Origin of the sequence: Amycolatopsis sp. ATCC 39116 (genome assembly GCF_000231075.2) — a bacterium.
Classification (GTDB): Bacteria; Actinomycetota; Actinomycetes; order Mycobacteriales; family Pseudonocardiaceae; genus Amycolatopsis_E; species Amycolatopsis_E tucumanensis.
Map to the genome: position 1 here is coordinate 1 of NZ_AFWY03000090.1, position 14,657 is coordinate 14,657.

General features: G+C 72.6%; 16 protein-coding genes and 1 pseudogene. 7 read left to right on the forward strand and 10 right to left on the reverse strand.

From position 1 onward, the window contains the following. Window positions 1-72: 72 nt before the first annotated feature. A complete protein-coding gene (locus tag AMY39116_RS0340695; RefSeq protein ID WP_020423336.1) occupies window positions 73-837 on the reverse strand; it encodes a metallophosphoesterase in 765 nt (254 codons plus the stop codon). A gap of 103 nt (window positions 838-940) precedes the next feature. On the opposite strand from AMY39116_RS0340695, the gene AMY39116_RS0340700 reads away from it, so the two are divergent. The 4 genes from AMY39116_RS0340700 (at window position 941) to AMY39116_RS0340715 (ending at window position 5,247) form a co-directional block, all read left to right on the forward strand. Beyond that, window positions 941-1,462, forward strand: coding sequence for a SigE family RNA polymerase sigma factor (locus tag AMY39116_RS0340700; protein WP_020423337.1), 522 nt, complete (start codon window positions 941-943; stop codon window positions 1,460-1,462). Next, window positions 1,459-2,487, forward strand: a complete 1,029-nt coding sequence (locus tag AMY39116_RS44375) for an LCP family protein (RefSeq protein WP_020423338.1) — start codon at window positions 1,459-1,461, stop codon at window positions 2,485-2,487. Before AMY39116_RS0340700 ends, AMY39116_RS44375 begins: the two co-directional genes overlap by 4 nt. Before the next feature lie 84 nt (window positions 2,488-2,571). After that, window positions 2,572-4,725, forward strand: coding sequence for a SpoIIE family protein phosphatase (locus AMY39116_RS44960; RefSeq protein ID WP_020423339.1), 2,154 nt, complete (start codon window positions 2,572-2,574; stop codon window positions 4,723-4,725). A 117-nt stretch (window positions 4,726-4,842) separates the two neighbouring features. Next, complete coding sequence (locus AMY39116_RS0340715; RefSeq protein WP_157358866.1) at window positions 4,843-5,247, forward strand: ATP-binding protein; 405 nt, start codon at window positions 4,843-4,845, stop codon at window positions 5,245-5,247. Between the two features lie 67 nt (window positions 5,248-5,314). Here AMY39116_RS0340715 and AMY39116_RS47755 read toward each other — a convergent pair. The 4 genes and pseudogenes from AMY39116_RS47755 to AMY39116_RS0340730 form a co-directional block, all read right to left on the reverse strand. Further along, window positions 5,315-5,824: pseudogene (locus AMY39116_RS47755) on the reverse strand (IS5 family transposase); the annotation flags it as partial. Next, complete coding sequence (locus AMY39116_RS47235; protein ID WP_020423341.1) at window positions 5,742-5,930, reverse strand: transposase; 189 nt, start codon at window positions 5,928-5,930, stop codon at window positions 5,742-5,744. The pseudogene AMY39116_RS47755 and the gene AMY39116_RS47235, both read right to left, overlap by 83 nt. Before the next feature lie 271 nt (window positions 5,931-6,201). After that, on the reverse strand, window positions 6,202-7,626 hold the full coding sequence (locus tag AMY39116_RS0340725; protein WP_020423342.1) for an ATP-binding protein: 1,425 nt from the start codon (window positions 7,624-7,626) through the stop codon (window positions 6,202-6,204). Further along, the gene (locus AMY39116_RS0340730) at window positions 7,623-9,281 is read right to left on the reverse strand and encodes an FAD-dependent oxidoreductase (protein WP_020423343.1); all 1,659 of its coding nucleotides are present in this window, start codon (window positions 9,279-9,281) and stop codon (window positions 7,623-7,625) included. The genes AMY39116_RS0340725 and AMY39116_RS0340730 overlap by 4 nt, the downstream gene beginning before the upstream one ends. A gap of 144 nt (window positions 9,282-9,425) precedes the next feature. Here AMY39116_RS0340730 and AMY39116_RS0340735 point away from each other — a divergent pair, with 144 nt between their 5' ends. Next, on the forward strand, window positions 9,426-10,361 hold the full coding sequence (locus AMY39116_RS0340735) for a TauD/TfdA family dioxygenase (protein WP_020423344.1): 936 nt from the start codon (window positions 9,426-9,428) through the stop codon (window positions 10,359-10,361). A gap of 16 nt (window positions 10,362-10,377) precedes the next feature. Then, window positions 10,378-10,812 carry a limonene-1,2-epoxide hydrolase family protein gene (locus AMY39116_RS0340740; protein ID WP_020423345.1) on the forward strand — a complete coding sequence of 145 codons (435 nt, stop codon included), beginning with the start codon at window positions 10,378-10,380 and terminating at the stop codon, window positions 10,810-10,812. Here the strand turns inward: AMY39116_RS0340740 and AMY39116_RS44390 are convergent. Genes AMY39116_RS44390 through AMY39116_RS0340765 form a run of 5 tightly spaced genes read right to left on the reverse strand, consistent with a single transcriptional unit; the run spans window position 10,707 to window position 13,289 of the window. Then, the gene (locus AMY39116_RS44390) at window positions 10,707-11,465 is read right to left on the reverse strand and encodes a cytochrome c oxidase assembly protein (protein WP_020423346.1); all 759 of its coding nucleotides are present in this window, start codon (window positions 11,463-11,465) and stop codon (window positions 10,707-10,709) included. The genes AMY39116_RS0340740 and AMY39116_RS44390 overlap by 106 nt on opposite strands. Continuing rightward, window positions 11,458-11,907, reverse strand: a complete 450-nt coding sequence (locus AMY39116_RS0340750) for a DUF2243 domain-containing protein (protein ID WP_020423347.1) — start codon at window positions 11,905-11,907, stop codon at window positions 11,458-11,460. Before AMY39116_RS0340750 ends, AMY39116_RS44390 begins: the two co-directional genes overlap by 8 nt. A gap of 43 nt (window positions 11,908-11,950) precedes the next feature. Continuing rightward, window positions 11,951-12,292 (reverse strand): thioredoxin, encoded by a 342-nt coding sequence (gene trxA / locus AMY39116_RS0340755; protein WP_020423348.1) that lies wholly within the window; start codon window positions 12,290-12,292, stop codon window positions 11,951-11,953. Then, entirely contained in the window at window positions 12,289-12,687 is a 399-nt protein-coding gene (locus AMY39116_RS0340760) for a MerR family transcriptional regulator (RefSeq protein WP_020423349.1), read from the reverse strand. The genes trxA and AMY39116_RS0340760 overlap by 4 nt, the downstream gene beginning before the upstream one ends. 29 nt (window positions 12,688-12,716) lie before the next feature. Next, window positions 12,717-13,289 carry a DinB family protein gene (locus AMY39116_RS0340765; RefSeq protein ID WP_020423350.1) on the reverse strand — a complete coding sequence of 191 codons (573 nt, stop codon included), beginning with the start codon at window positions 13,287-13,289 and terminating at the stop codon, window positions 12,717-12,719. 52 nt (window positions 13,290-13,341) lie between these two features. Between AMY39116_RS0340765 and dinB the strand changes: the two genes are divergently transcribed. Beyond that, entirely contained in the window at window positions 13,342-14,538 is a 1,197-nt protein-coding gene (gene dinB, locus AMY39116_RS0340770; protein WP_020423351.1) for a DNA polymerase IV, read from the forward strand. Window positions 14,539-14,657 lie beyond the last annotated feature (119 nt).

Sequence of the window (14,657 nt, forward strand, 5' to 3'; positions counted from 1 at the left end):
CGGCGCGGAATCACGCGGCAGCCCGCTGTCGTGCCGCGCAGCCGCGCCCCGACGTGCGGCCGGCGACGGCCGCTACGGGCAGAACCGGAAGTGCGTGGTCACCCGACGGTCGTCGTCCACCACGTGGAACGCCAGTCCGGGCGGCCGGTCGTAGTCGAGCGGGCCGCCCTCCGCCCAGCCGGCCTCCCCGCCCCGTTCCCACGGCAGGGCCAGCACCGACACCACCCCGGGCGCCACCACCAGCGGCCGCCCGGCGAAGGTCGTCACCGCGGGCGTGTGCGCGTGCCCGCAGAACAGCCCCACCACGTCCGGGTGCCGCTCCACCACCTCCGCCAGCCGGGCCGCTTCGTGCTGCCGGATTTCGTCCAGCAGCGGGTGGTGCAGCACCGCGGGCGGGTGGTGGAACGCCACGAACGCCGGCCGCCCCGCCGCCTCCGCCAGCACCTCGTCCAGCCAGGCGATCGTCGCGTCGTCCATCCGTCCCGAGCCGCGGCCCGGGATGCTCGTGTCGCACAGCGCGAACACCGCGCCGGCCGCCTCGCCGACCTGGTTGACCGGCCCGTCCGACGGCTCCTCGCCGAGCAGCACCGAACGGTAGGCAGGCCGCGAGTCGTGGTTGCCGGGGCAGTGGAACACCGGGTACGGCAACGTGTCCAGCAGCTTCGCGACCTCGGCGTACTCGGCCGGATCGCCGTGATCGGCCAGGTCGCCGGTCACCAGCACCGCGTCCACCGGCCGTGACAACTCCCGCAGGTGCCCCACCACCCGCTCGGCCCGGTCCGCGTTCCGCGAACCGCCGTCGAGGTGCAGATCGGACAGGTGCGCGAGGACCGTCATGGACCGACCCTACCGGCTGCGAAAATTCTTTTCGGCCGGATTCAACAACCTGGGGGCCCCGGCGCGTTGAAGGCCCGTCAACCGAAGATCGAAAGGAACACCGGTGCGGGACCGCTTCGACGATTTCGTGGCGCAGCGCCTCGACCGCCTCCTCCGCTACGCCACGGCCCTGACCTGCGATCCCCACCTCGCGCAGGACGTCGTGCAGGAGACCCTGCTGCGCGCCCAGCACCGCTGGGAACGCATCGCCGGGCTGCAGGCGCCCGAGAGCTACGTGCGCAAGATGATCACCAACGAGTTCCTGTCGTGGCGGCGCCGGAAGGCCTCGCGCAACGTCACCGCCGCCCACAGCACGCTCGACGCCATCGGGACGCCCACCGCCGACCACGCCGAGCACTACGCCGAACGGGACGCCATGCGCGCCCGCATCGCCGCGCTGCCGCGCAAGCAGCGCGCCGCGATCGTGCTCCGGTTCTACGAGGACTGCACCGACGCCGAGATCGCCGAGGCGCTCGGCTGCTCGGCAGGCACCGTCCGCAGCCACATCTCCCGCGCCCTGAGCACGCTGCGCGCCGCCGACGGCGGCCGCCGCCGGGGCCTGCCCGTCACGGAGGCGCTGTCATGACCACCGACCCCACCGAACAGCTGATCCGCTCGGCCCTGCACGCCGAGGCCGACCGCCGCCCCGACCCGCGCGTGGTCCTCGCCGGGCTACGGCAGGCGCAGCCGCGCCGCAACCGGACACCGCTGCTGGTCGTCGCGGCCGCGGCGGTCGTCGCGGTGGCCGTCGCGGCGGTCCTGGTGCCGCGGATGCTCCAGCGCAGCGCACCCGTCGTCGGCACGGCGCCGGCCACCGACCAGACCGTCCTGCTGGCCGGCATGGACGACTACGACACCGCCGACTCGATCGTGCTCGGCCGCTTCGGACGGGACGGCGTCGCCGCGCTCGCCTCGATCCCCCGCGACTCGCTGGTCGACATCCCCGGCTTCGGCCAGGGCAAGCTGAGCAGCGCGTACAGCCGCGGCAAGGAAGCCGCCCAGCAGCAGGGCCGCGACGAGAACGCCGCGGCCGAGGCCGGCGCGCGCACGCTCGTCGACACCGTGCAGCAGCTCACCGGGGCGCACGTCGACCACTACGCCCTGGTCGGCATGGCCGCGTTCGGCCGGCTCGCCTACGCCCTGCAGGGCGTCCCGGTCTGCCTGCGCGCGGCCACGCACGACCCGCGGACCGGAGCGTCGTTCCCCGCCGGCGAGCAGGTCCTGGACGAAACGCAGGCGCTGGCCTTCCTCCGGCAGCGCGCCGGGCTGGCCAACGGCGACCTCGACCGCATCGCCCGGCTCCATGCCTACCTGCGTTCCGCCGCGGACAAGGTGACCGGCGCGCTCGGCAACCCGGCCTTCGTGTCCGCGCTGATCAGCACCGTACAGAACAACGTGCGCATCGACCCCGGCTGGGACCTGCTGTCCTTCGCCGCGCTGATGCGGGACATCCGCCCGGCCGACCTGCGGATCGGGACCGTGCCGATCACCAGCCCGCACCTCGACACGCCGAACGGCGCGGCGATCGGTCTAGCCCCCGGGGAAGTACGCACGTTCGTGGCGAACCTGCCGCACTCGGGCACGTCAGCACCGGATTCCTGCGTGAACTGAACCGCGCGAATCGCGCGCAAACCGTGTCACGGTCGCTCCCGCGGGGTTAGGCTGGCAACCGCCGACGGGAAGGGGACGCGTCCGATGGCCGGACCGCGAGCCGAGAACGCGGCCGCGGGGCCGACCAGCCCCGCGGCCTTCGGCCTGTCGGACACCGTCCGGGTCGCCGCGGTACTGCGCGCCGAAGCCGAGAACGCGCCCGATTTCGCGGCCGCCGCGCGGGCCGTCGTCCGGCGGCTGCGGGACGGATTCGCCGCCGGGGGACGGCCGATGTCGGCCGAACTGTACACAGTGGACGAAGGTGGGTCCCCGGTGCTCGTCGCGGCGGCCGGTGATCCGCGAACCGGTGGCGCGCCGGCCACGGCGCCGCCGGGCGAACGCTTTCCGGTGGTCCCGTCGCCCGGCGCGCTGGCATTCGGCGGGCCGCTGGCCGGGGGCCGCGCGTTCTGGATCGTGCTGCCGTCCTCGGCCGCGCTGCCCGCGGAGACGGCCCGCTCGATAGCCGTGAGCGTCCGCGCCGGGCTGCTGGCGCACGGTCCGGCCGAGGACCGCGCGGAGGCGCTCCAGGACTACGCCGAGCTGCTGGAGCACACCTCGCGCGTGGAAGGCGCGGCGCTGGAGGACGCGGCCGGCCGGGCAGGCGCCGAGCTCGAACTCGGCGACTCGCTGCAGGCGATCGGGCAGCGGCTCACCGCGCAGCTCGACATCGACACCCTCGTCCAGGACGCCACCGACGCCGCCACGCGCGGCACCGGCGCCGGGTTCGGGGCGTTCTTCTACAACCTGATCGACGAGTTCGGCGAGTCCTACACGCTCTACACGCTGTCCGGGGTCCCGAAGGAGGCCTTCGACGGGTTCCCGATGCCACGCAACACGGCGGTCTTCGCGCCCACGTTCAACGGCAGCGGGATCGTCCGCAGCGACGACATTACCCAGGACCCGCGCTACGGGCGCAACGAGCCGCACCACGGCATGCCGGAGGGTCACCTGCCGGTGCGCAGCTACCTGGCCGTCCCGGTGATCACGCCGATCACGCGCGAGGTGCTCGGCGGGTTCTTCTTCGCCCACCCCGAGCCGGGGCGGTTCACCGCGCGGCACGAGCAGGTGGCGGCCGGGATCGCGAGCTACACCGCGATCGCGCTGGACAACGCGCGGATGTTCGCGCGGCACCGGTCGATGGCGACCGAGCTGGCGCGCAGCATGCTGCCCGTGGTGCCGGACATCCCCGGCCTGCGGATCGTGTCGCGGTACCTGCCCGCGTCGGCCGGGGCCGAGGTCGGCGGGGACTGGTTCGACGTGATCGAGCTGCCCGGCGGGCGGACGGCGTTCGTGATCGGCGACGTGGTGGGGCGCGGCGTGCCCGCGGCGGCGGTGATGGGCCAGATGCGCACCGCGATCCGGTCGTACGCGCTGCTGGACCTGCCGCCGTCGGACGTGCTGCACAACGTGTCCCAGCTGGCGCGTTCCACCCCTGGCGCCAAGTTCATCACGTGCCTGTACGCGGTGCACGACCCGATCGACGACACCCTCACCTACGCCAACGCCGGCCACCTGCCCGCGGTGCTGATCGCGGCCGACGGGTCGACCCGGCAGATCGCGGAGGCGCTGGGCATGCCGCTGGGCGTCGGCGAGCAGTACCCGCAGGAGCAGACGCCGTTCCCGCCCGGGATGCGGCTCGTGCTGTACACCGACGGGCTGGTGGAGAGCCGGGAGCGGGAGCTCGGCGTGGGCATCGACGCGCTGCTGGCGGAGCTGACGGCGCTGCCCGGTGCGGGTGACGTGGGCGCGGCGTGCGACGAGCTGATCGGGCGGCTGACCGGCGGCCGCCACGACGACGACGTCGCCCTGCTGTACGTCGAACACCAGGGCGCGAACCGGCGGGTCGCGTCGATGGCGCTGCTGCCGGAGGTGCCGCTGGACGCCGTGCAGGAGTTCGTGGCCGGGCGCATGGCGCGGTGGGGGCTCGCGGACGTGGCCGACCGCGCGGTGAAAGTCGCCTCCGAGCTGGTGTCGAACGCGATGCGGCACGCTTCGGCGCCGCTGACGCTGCGGCTGTTCCACGACGGCGCCCGGCTGACGGTGGACGTCGCCGATCGCACCGGGGCGCTGCCGCACATCCTCGCGTCCGGCGGAATCGAGCACGACGGCCTGCGGATGATCGACGCGGCCGCGGCGCGGTGGGGCACGCGCACCACGCCCAACGGCAAGGTCGTGTGGGCGGAGCTCACGACGAGGTGACCCCGGATCCGGGGAACAACAGGTGTGTAAACCGTGCACAGTGGGTAACCCCCGGCCGACGAGGAACACGCCGAGGGGACTTCGATGCACGCCGGAGACCAACGCCTCCACCGACTGGTGACGGCGCGTTCGCGCAACGCGACGACTTTGAGGCACGTCCTCACCCAGTGGGCGAACGAGGTGGAACTGCCCGACGCCACCACGGACGCGATGGCGCTCGCGGCGTACGAGGCCATGATCAACGTGGTGACCCACGCATACCCCGCCCAGGCGGAGGGCCCGCTGGAGCTGTCCGCGGAGCTGCGTGGCAACGCGGTGGACGTCACGGTGAGCGACCAGGGGCGGTGGCAGCAGCCCGCCGCGGACCCCGGCCCCCTGCACGGTCGCGGGCTGCCGCTGATCCACGCGCTGTCCGACCGGGCGGAGATCGCGCCGACCCCGGAGGGCACGACGGTGCGGATGCGCTGGCCGGTCCCGACCACCCCGACGCGGCTGCGGATGGACGTCGCGCAGGCCCGCTAGGCCACGTCGGACAATGTCTTGTCCAGGTGATGGCGTCGTGGATGAAGATGGCGGCGCGGTAGAGGGTGGCCAAGTCGTAGCGGGTGGCGATGCCGCGCCATTGTTTGAGCTGGTTGAAGCCGCGTTCGATGACGTTGCGTCCGCGGTATTCCAGCGAGTGGAAGGCGGGTGGTCGTCCGCCGCGGGAACCGCGGCGTTTGCGGTGTCGGGCTTGGTCAGCCGGTTCGGGGATGACCGCCTGGATCTTCCGCCTGCGTGGGTGTGTGCGGATGGCGCGGGAGGAGTAGGCCTTGTCTGCGCGCACCCGGTCGGGGCGGGTCCGTGCTCGCCCGCCGCGCAGGCGAGGCACCCGAAGGTGGGCCATCAGCGGCTCGAACATCGGTGAGTCCCCGGCCTGGCCTGGTGTCAGCAGGGTGACCAGTCCCCGCCCGTTCCCGTCGACGACACGGTGGATCTTGGTGGTCCAGCCGCCGCGCGAGCGGCCGATGGCGTGGTCAGCCGGCTCGATCCCGGGTTTCGTGTAGTTCGATCCAGCCCCCCGTGTGGTAGATGATCCCCTCCACCATCGCCCGCGCATCCGAAAACGGACGCCCCGGCCTCCCCGTCCGCGTCGGCAACAAGTCCTCGATCAACGCCCACTGCTCATCCGAGAGCATCGGAAACCGCGACACGACCAGCAGCATCCCAGTCACCAACCGCGATCTTTGTCAGACGCACCCTAGCCGCGGCAGCCGGTGGAAACGGCACCTGACACACGGCGCCGATCGGGCCCCGGCAGCACGACAGGGCACATGCGCTGACCACCCCGGTTCGCTTGCGCGATCGAAGTCGGGCAGGCGCGTCAGTGGTGCCGCCCGCGCGGCACCCTCTCGTTCAGATGTGGTGGCCGCCGATGCGCCGACCTGTCCCCCGGACGGTGTGCCGCTCCGCCGCTGAGGGCGGAGCGGCACCCCGTCACTCGGAGGCTTGTTCCGTCGTCGGGAGGTAGACGCGGAAACGGGTGTCGCCGGGTTCGGACTCGACTCGCAGGTCTCCTCGGTGGCGGTCCACCACGATGCGCCACGAGATGTCCAGCCCGAGGCCCGTGCCCTCCCCCACCGGCTTCGTCGTGAAGAACGGCTCGAAGATCCGCTGCTTGGTCTCCGCCGAGATGCCGGGGCCGGTGTCGCCGATCTCGACCACCACCCGGTCACCGTCGCGGCTGGTGCGCAGCGTCAGCGTGCCCGTGCCCTCCATGGCGCTGACCGCGTTGTCGATGATGTTCGTCCACACCTGGTTCAGCTCGCCCGCGTACGCGGGCACCGTCGGCAGCGACCGGTCGTACTCCTTGACGACCTTGACCCCGGTGCCGATCTTGCCCGCCAGCATCACCAGCGTCGAATCCAGGCCGTCGTGCACGTCGATCCACTGGTGCGGCGCCCGGTCCATCTGCGAATACTGCTTCGCCGCCCCGACCAGCGCCGAAATCCGCGTCGTCGAGTCCTCGATCTCCCCCATCAGCATCTCGGTCTCCAGCGCGTACGCCAGCCACCGCAGGGCGCCGTCCAGCAGGCCGTCGCCGACGGACTCCAGGACGTGGTCGAGGCTCTCGGCGGACAGGCCGGCCGCGACGAAGATCGGGGCCAGGTCCCAGCCCTGCTCGATGTCGCGCTCCTCGAGCCAGTCGCCGATCTCGTCCTCGCGGTCGGCCTGCTGCATCGCCGTCAGCGGCGGCGCGTCGGCCACCTGTTTGACCAGCCGCTCCTGCACGTCGAGCAGCAGCTCCAGCAGATCGGGCTCGATGTCCCGCTTCGCCAGTATCGCCAGCTTGTGCCGCATCCCGGCGACCCGCTCGCGCAGCGCCGCGGTGGCGCGCACCGCGGCGGCCGCCGGGTTGTTCAGCTCGTGGGTCAGCCCCGCCGACATCTCGCCGAGCGCGAGCAGCCGCCGCCGCTGCCCGATCAGCGCGTCGGTGTTGCGCCAGCCCAGGTACGAACCCTCCAGCAGGTGCGTGGCCATCGGGAACCAGCTGCGGAACTGGTCGGCGAACTCCTTGGCGGGCAACGTCAGGAACATCAGGTCGGTGACCGCGTACACCGAGGCGCCGTAGCGCTGCTGCTGTTGCCCGTAGAAGAACTGCGTCGCCCCGCAGTAGGCGCCGCGCTGGTCGGAGCGGACGGTCTCCACCTCGCTGCCGCCCACCAGCCGCGTCATCCGCAGCGCGCCGGACAGCAGCACGTAGAAGCACGTCGCCGGATCGCCCTCGTTGATGATCGCGGTGTCCGCGGCGTACTGCTCGAGCTTGGCGTGGTCGAGGATCCAGTCGAGCTGGGCGTCCGACAGATCGGTGAACAGGAACAACTCCCGCAGGAACTCGCGGGTCAGCTGCGGCTCGCTCATCGTGCCTCCAGGTAGCGGTGCACGAGCGAGACGGCCATCGCGCCCTCGCCGACGGCCGAGGCGACGCGCTTGACCGACTGCGAGCGGACGTCCCCGGCCACGAACACACCCGGGATGGACGACTCCAGGTGGTGCGGGTCCCGGTCGGGGGTCCACCCCGGCGGTCGTTTGCCGTCGACCATCAGGTCGGCGCCCGTGCACACGAAACCGTGCTCGTCGCGCAGCACGTCGTCACCCAGCCACTCGGTGCGCGGCGCCGCGCCGATGAACACGAACAGGTGCCCGGTCTGCACCGTCTCGGTGATGCCCTGCTCCTCGTCGCACAGGGTCAGCTCTTCGAGGTGGTCGGTGCCGTGCGCGCGCACCACCGTGGTGCGGGTGCGGACGTGGATGTTGCCGATCGCCTCGATCTGCTCGATGAGGTAGTGCGACATGGACGCCTGCAGCGACGGCCCGCGCACCAGGATCGAGACTTCCTTGGCGTAGCGGGAGAAGAACACCGCGGCCTGCCCGGCGGAGTTGGCGCCGCCGACGATGTAGACGTGCTCGCCCTCGCACTCGGGCGCCTCGGTGGCTGCCGAGCCGTAGAACACGCCGCGGCCGGTCAGTTCGGCCACGCCCTCGGCCTCCAGCGCCCGGTAGGACACGCCGGTGGCGAGGACGACGGCGTGCGCCGCGATCTCGCTGCCGTCGCCGAACCGCACCACCCGCGCCGAGCCGCGGGCCTCCAGGCCGGTCACGTCCCGCGCGGTCAGCACCTCCGCGCCGAACTTCTGGGCCTGGCGGCGGGCCCGGTCGGTCAGCTGCGCCCCGGACACCCCGTCCGGGAAGCCGAGGTAGTTCTCGATCCGGGAGCTCTGTCCGGCCTGACCGCCGGTGGCCCGGCGCTCGACCAGGACCGTGCGCAGCCCTTCGGAGGCGCCGTAGACGGCCGCGCCGAGCCCGGCGGGACCGCCGCCGATCACGACCAGGTCGTAGAACTCCGAAGCCGGTCGGGTCGACAGCCCGACGGCGTCGGCGATCTGCTCGCCGTCCGGCTTGCGCAGCACCGTCCCGTCGGGGGTGATCAGCACCGGGATGTCCGCCGAAACGCAGCCGGCGGCTTCGAGCAGACGGCAGGCCTCCGGCTCCTCGACGGAGTACCACCGGTACGGCACCGAGTTGCGGGCCAGGAAGTCCCGCACCTTGTACGACGGCGAGGACCAGCGGTGCCCGATCACCTTCGTCTCCTCGACCGGCCGGTCCCCGGCCGCGCGCCACGCGTCGACGAGCGCGTCGACCACCGGGTACAGCTTCTCCTCCGGCGGGTCCCACGGCTTGAGGAGGTAGTGGTCGACGTCGACGACGTTGATCGCCTGGATCGCCGCGTCGGTGTCGGCGTACGCGGTCAGCAGGGCGCGCCGAGCGTACGGGAACAGGTCCATCGCCTGCTCCAGGAAGGTGATGCCGTCCATCTGCGGCATGCGGTAGTCGGCGAGGATGGCCGCGACGGCGTCGCCGCGCAGCTTGATCTCGCGCAGGGCTTCGAGCGCGTCCGCCCCGGAGGCGGCGCGCACGACGCGGTAGTCCTGGCCGTAACGACGGCGGAGGTCACGGGCGACCGACCGGGACACGGCCGGGTCGTCGTCGACGGTCATGAGGATGGGCAGGCTCACGACGCAAACCCTACGGCCTGGCAGCGTTCCAGGGTCAGAACTTTCCCGCACGAGGAGACCACATACTGGACGCACCTTGCCGCCCGCGGCCCTTCGCGGTGATCATCGGAACCCGTCCACGACCGCTGCGGGAGGTCCGCGAAAATGTCCGTCGAGCTGCCCGAACGCGTCCGCGCCCTGCGCTCCGCCGAGGTTCCGCCGGACGGCATCCTGGAGGGGCCGCGGCACCTCTCGCGACTTCACGAAGATGCACAGTCGCGCGAGTACGAGATGTTCACCTCGCGCCCGCTGGGGCGCGTGATCGGCGCCGAGATCACCGGTGTGGACCTCAGCAGGCCCCTCACCCCGCGGCTGCGCGACGAGCTGAACCGCGCGCTGCTGGAGTGGAAGGTGCTGTTCTTCCGCGACCAGCGCATCACCCCGGAGCAGCAGCGGGCGTTCGCGCGCAACTGGGGCCCGCTGGAGACCAACCCGTTCCTGCCTGCCGGGGACTCCGACGAGGTCACCCGGTTCGCACGCGGCGCGGGGATGCCGGGTTTCGAGAACATCTGGCACGCCGACACGACCTGGCGCCCGGAGCCGGCGCTCGGCTCGGTCCTGCGGCTGGTCGAGGTGCCGCCGCTGGGCGGGGACACCCTGTGGGCCGACATGGCGGCGGCCTACGACAACCTGCCCGCCGACGTCCGTGACCGGATCGACGGCCTGCGCGCGGTGCACGACTTCGTGCCCGGCTTCGCCCGCTTCGCCGACCACGACCTGCTGGCCCGATGGCAGAACCGCTTCCCGCCGGTCGAGCACCCGGTCGTGCGCGTGCACCCGGAGACCGGCCGGAAGACGCTGTTCGTCAACCAGGCCTTCACCACGCACATCGTCGGCATGGACCGCGCGGAGAGCGACCGCCTGCTGCGGCTGCTGTTCGCGCAGGCGCACGTGCCGGAGTACCAGGTGCGGTTCTCGTGGCGCCCGGACACGGTCGCGTTCTGGGACAACCGCGCGACGCAGCACTACGCGGTCAACGACTACCACCCGCACGCGCGGATCGCGGAGCGCGTCGCGATCGCCGGTGATCGTCCGTTCTGACCGTTAGCCTGGGGCCATGGCGGACCCGAAGAGCACGGTCACCTCGTTCCTGACGGCCCTCGAACGCGACGACGTCGAAGGCGCGCTGACCTTCGCCGCCCCGGAGATGGTGTACCAGAACGTCCCGCTGCCCCCGGCGCGTGGCGTCGCGGCCGTGGAGAAGCAGCTGCGCCTGCTCAGCCGCTACCGCATCGGTTTCGAGGCGCGCGTGCACCACATCGCCGCCGACGGCCCGATCGTGCTGACCGAGCGGACCGACGTGCTGCGCGTGGGGTCGTGGGACACGCGGTTCTGGGTGTGCGGCACGTTCGAGGTGCGCGACGGCCGGATCGTGCTGTGGCGGGACTACTTCGACTGGGCGACCGTGTTCGCCTCGAGCGTGCGCGGCGCCGGGAGGGCCGCCGTCACCGGGGTGTCGACGCTGGTCGCCCGCGCGCGCCTGCGGGACTGACGCCGGTACCACTGCAGGCAGATCACCAGCGCGAGCGCGATTTCGACGGCGTCCCCGCCGTAGTACAGGACCTGCGCCCCGGCGCGGAAGCCGTCCGCGTACAGGGTCTTGGCGAGGATGCCGTGCGCCGCGCCGGCCAGCACGAGCGTCGAGCCGCGCAGCGCCAGGCCGTGGCGGCGGCGCACCGGCTCCACCTGGCAGATCGCGGCGGTGAACAGCAGTCCCGCGGCGAACACGTGCGCCTGCACCCACGGCTGGTGCGCCTGCGCGATCAGCGGTGTCCGGTACAGCAGCCACAGCCCGCCGACGTCGAGCACCGCCGCGACCGGCGGGAACACCAGCACCGCGACCGGCCACGAGCGCAGCACCCGCACCAGCGCGCGGCGGCCCCGGCACACCCGGAGCGCGAGCGTGACCGGCCTGCCCAGCACCAGCAGCAGCGGGCCGGCCATGCCGACCACGAGGTGCTGCGCCATGTGGGCGGTGAACGTGTGCGCCGGGAACGGCAGCGCCACGACGACCGCGAGCGCGCCCGCCGTGAACGAGATGGTGCGCCACCGCGGCCACGGGCGGCGCGCCGCGCACAGGTAACCCACCAGCGCGACGGCCACTGCCAGTGCGATCGGCCAGGTGCCGGTGGCGTGGTCAGGCACGCTGGCGCTCCCGCGCCAGCAGCACCACGCCCGCGGCCAGCAACAGCACCGCGATCACGTTCCACGCCCAGTCGTAGGGCACGAGGTCGACGTGGTAGCGGATCTGGTGCAGGGTCAGCAGCTTGTGCTGGATCGTCCCGTCGTAGAGCTGGAACGCGCCTGCCCCGGTGAGGATCCCGCCCAGCAGCGCGCGGCCGGACAGCGCCGCGCGCCGCCGCAGGTCGGCCACCAGCACCAGGCCGAGCACGGTGGCGAACCAGCCGAACGCGTGGAACAGCCCGTCGGACACCAGCCCGGCGTCCGAAGTGGACTTGTCGTAGAAGTGGTGCCAGTGCAGCAACTGGTGGAACACCGTCTCGTCGACGAACGCCGCGATCCCGACGCCGATCGCGGCGCCCGCCCAGGCCGAACGCGCCCGGGCCGGACGCTCCCGTGCCGCCATACCGTCGCACCTCCGGGGTAGCGGCTACCCTGAGGTGCGCGGGTTATGCGTTCAGTGCCGCGTCGAGTTCGGCGAGCAACCGGGCCTTCGGCCGGGCGCCCACCCACTGCGCCACCCGCTCGCCGTCACGGAACAGCACCAGCGTGGGCAGCGACATCACCTGCAGGTCGCGCGCGGTGCGCGGGTTCTCGTCGGAGTTGATCTTGCGGATGGTCAGCTCACCCGCGCGCTCGGCGGCGATCTCGGCGAGCACCGGCGCGATCATGTGGCACGGCGGGCACCACTGCGCCCAGAAGTCGACCAGCACGGGCCCGTCGTGGCGCAGCACCTCCGCCTCGAAGGTCTCGTCGGTCACGGCGAGCACGGCGCCGGTGGTGGTGGTCATCGGGACTCCTCGAAGGACGTGGTGACCCGGCACGGGCCGGGCTCTCGGTCGAGCGCTTCGGTGAGCTTGGCGCGCAGGTCGTCGCGCACGGCCTGCAGCCGGTCCAGGCAGGCCTCGACCTCGGCGAGCTTGCGCTCGTACACCTCGATCGAGTCGGCGCACGAGTCCCCGGTCTCGTGGCCTGCCCGCAGGCACTCCACGAACGGCCGGGTGTCGTCGAGGCTGAACCCGACCGCCTGGAGCGTCTGGATCTCGCGGACGAGCCGGAAGTCGTCCTCGCCGTACTCGCGGTAGCCGTTGGCCGCGCGCCGCGCGGACAGCAGCCCCTGTGACTCGTAGAACCGCAGCGCGCGCGTGGTCGTCCCGGCCCGCTGCGCCAGCTCCCCGATTCGCATGTGATCGAGCGTAAAGGTTGCCGCTGACGTCAAGGCAAGGATTCGCGCGCGACCCGTTCCAGGCGCTCCCGGTAGTCCGCCCACCACTGCGCGTCGGCGTCCGGCAGGTTGCCGGTGTCGCGGCGCATCCCGGCGGCGCCGTCGACGAGCTCGCGGACGATGTCCGCGTGCCCGGCGTGGCGGGAGGTCTCGGCGATCATGTGCACGAGGACCCGGTGCAGCGTGACCGGCTCCCGGCCGGGGATGTGCCCGACGGCGTCCAGCGCGAGCGCGCGGATCGTGGCGTCGGCGTGCGCCCAGGCCTGGCGGTAGAGCGCGACGATCTCGGCGGTGGACTCGTCCGCGCGTGCCCACATGTCGGCGTTGGGTTCGTCGTCGGCGAGCCAGGGCAGCTCGCGGCCGAACGGGCGTCCGAAGGTGGCCCCGAAGTACCCGAGCTCGCAGCCGATCAGGTGCTTGACCAGGCCGAGCAGGTTGGTGCCTGTCGGCGTCATCGGGCGGCGCAGGTCGTACTCGGAGAGGCCGTCGAGCTTCCAGAGCATCACCTCGCGCGCCTGCTGGAGGTACCGGTGCAGATCGTCCTTCGGATCGTTCTCGGTCATGCGGACAGCCTCCCACCGGAGACCGGAAAATGTCGGTGGCGGGTGCGAACATGTGTTCGTGACGAACGAGGGCCCGATCCTGCACGCCGACCTGGACGCGTTCTACGCGTCGGTCGAGCAGCGTGACGACCCGTCGCTGCGCGGGCGGCCGGTGATCGTCGGTGGCGGGGTGGTGCTGGCGGCGAGTTACGAGGCCAAGGCGCGCGGGGTGCGCACGGCGATGGGGTGCGCGCAGGCGCTGCGGCTGTGCCCGGCGGCGGTGGTGGTGCCGCCGCGGATGGCGGCCTACAGCGCGGCCAGCAAGGCGGTGTTCGCGGTGTTCGAGGACACCACGCCGCTGGTGGAAGGGCTCTCGATCGACGAGGCGTTCCTCGACGTCGGCGGGCTGGCCAGGATTTCCGGCTCACCCAGCCGGATCGCGGCGGATCTGCGCCGGGCCGTGGCGGAGCGGGTCGGGCTGCCGATCACGGTCGGGGTGGCGCGCACGAAGTTCCTCGCGAAGGTCGCCAGCGGGGTGGCGAAGCCGGACGGGCTGCTGGTCGTGCCGCACGACCGTGAGCTGGAGTTCCTGCACCCGCTGCCGGTCGAGCGGTTGTGGGGCGTGGGGAAGGTGACGGCGGAGAAGCTGCACGCGCGCGGCATCCGGACGGTGGGTCAGGTCGCCGAGCGGGGTGAGGCGGAACTGGTGGCGCTGCTCGGGCGGGCCGGCGGGCGGCACCTGTTCGCGCTGGCGCACAACCGGGACCCGCGCCCCGTGGTCGTCGGACGGCGGCGGCGGTCGATCGGGGCGCAGCGGGCGCTGGGGCGGCGGGCGCGGTCGCCGGACGAGCTGGACGAGATTCTGGCCGCGCTGACGGACCGGCTGGCGCGGCGGTTGCGGGCCGCGCACCGGGTGTGCCGGACGGTGGTGCTGCGGATGCGGTTCGCCGACTACACCCGCGCGACGCGGTCGCAGACGGTGCCGCACCCGACGGCGCACACCGAGGACGTGCTGGCCACCGCGCGGGGCTTGCTGGCCGCGGCGATGCCGATGATCCGCGAGCGGGGGATCACCCTGATCGGCCTCGCACTGTCCAACCTGGACAACGACACGCCGCTGCAACTGGAGCTGCCCTTCGGCGAACACCAGCCCGACGCGCTCGACGCCGCGCTCGACCAGGTCCGCGACCGCTACGGGTCCAAGGCGGTGACCCGGGCGATGCTCCTCGGCCGCGACGACGGCCCGACGGTGCCCCTGCTGCCCGACTAGTGACCGTCCGATCACGACACGTGGCCGGGTGTTGGCGGTGGAGCGGAGGGGCATGGCCGTTGTTGGTGGCGGAGGCGTGCCCGGAGGCTGGTGGCGGAGGGCATGGCCGGGCGGTGGCA

Coding starts and splice junctions, on each gene's coding strand:
- AMY39116_RS0340695 (WP_020423336.1), bottom strand. CDS start 837: ATGACGGTCCTCGCGCACCTGTCCGATCTGCACCTCGACGGCGGTTCG.
- AMY39116_RS44375 (WP_020423338.1), top strand. CDS start 1,459: ATGACCACCGACCCCACCGAACAGCTGATCCGCTCGGCCCTGCACGCC.
- AMY39116_RS44960 (WP_020423339.1), top strand. CDS start 2,572: ATGGCCGGACCGCGAGCCGAGAACGCGGCCGCGGGGCCGACCAGCCCC.
- AMY39116_RS47235 (WP_020423341.1), bottom strand. CDS start 5,930: ATGCTGCTGGTCGTGTCGCGGTTTCCGATGCTCTCGGATGAGCAGTGG.
- AMY39116_RS0340725 (WP_020423342.1), bottom strand. CDS start 7,626: ATGAGCGAGCCGCAGCTGACCCGCGAGTTCCTGCGGGAGTTGTTCCTG.
- AMY39116_RS0340735 (WP_020423344.1), top strand. CDS start 9,426: ATGTCCGTCGAGCTGCCCGAACGCGTCCGCGCCCTGCGCTCCGCCGAG.
- AMY39116_RS0340740 (WP_020423345.1), top strand. CDS start 10,378: ATGGCGGACCCGAAGAGCACGGTCACCTCGTTCCTGACGGCCCTCGAA.
- AMY39116_RS0340750 (WP_020423347.1), bottom strand. CDS start 11,907: ATGGCGGCACGGGAGCGTCCGGCCCGGGCGCGTTCGGCCTGGGCGGGC.
- trxA (WP_020423348.1), bottom strand. CDS start 12,292: ATGACCACCACCACCGGCGCCGTGCTCGCCGTGACCGACGAGACCTTC.
- AMY39116_RS0340760 (WP_020423349.1), bottom strand. CDS start 12,687: ATGCGAATCGGGGAGCTGGCGCAGCGGGCCGGGACGACCACGCGCGCG.
- AMY39116_RS0340765 (WP_020423350.1), bottom strand. CDS start 13,289: ATGACCGAGAACGATCCGAAGGACGATCTGCACCGGTACCTCCAGCAG.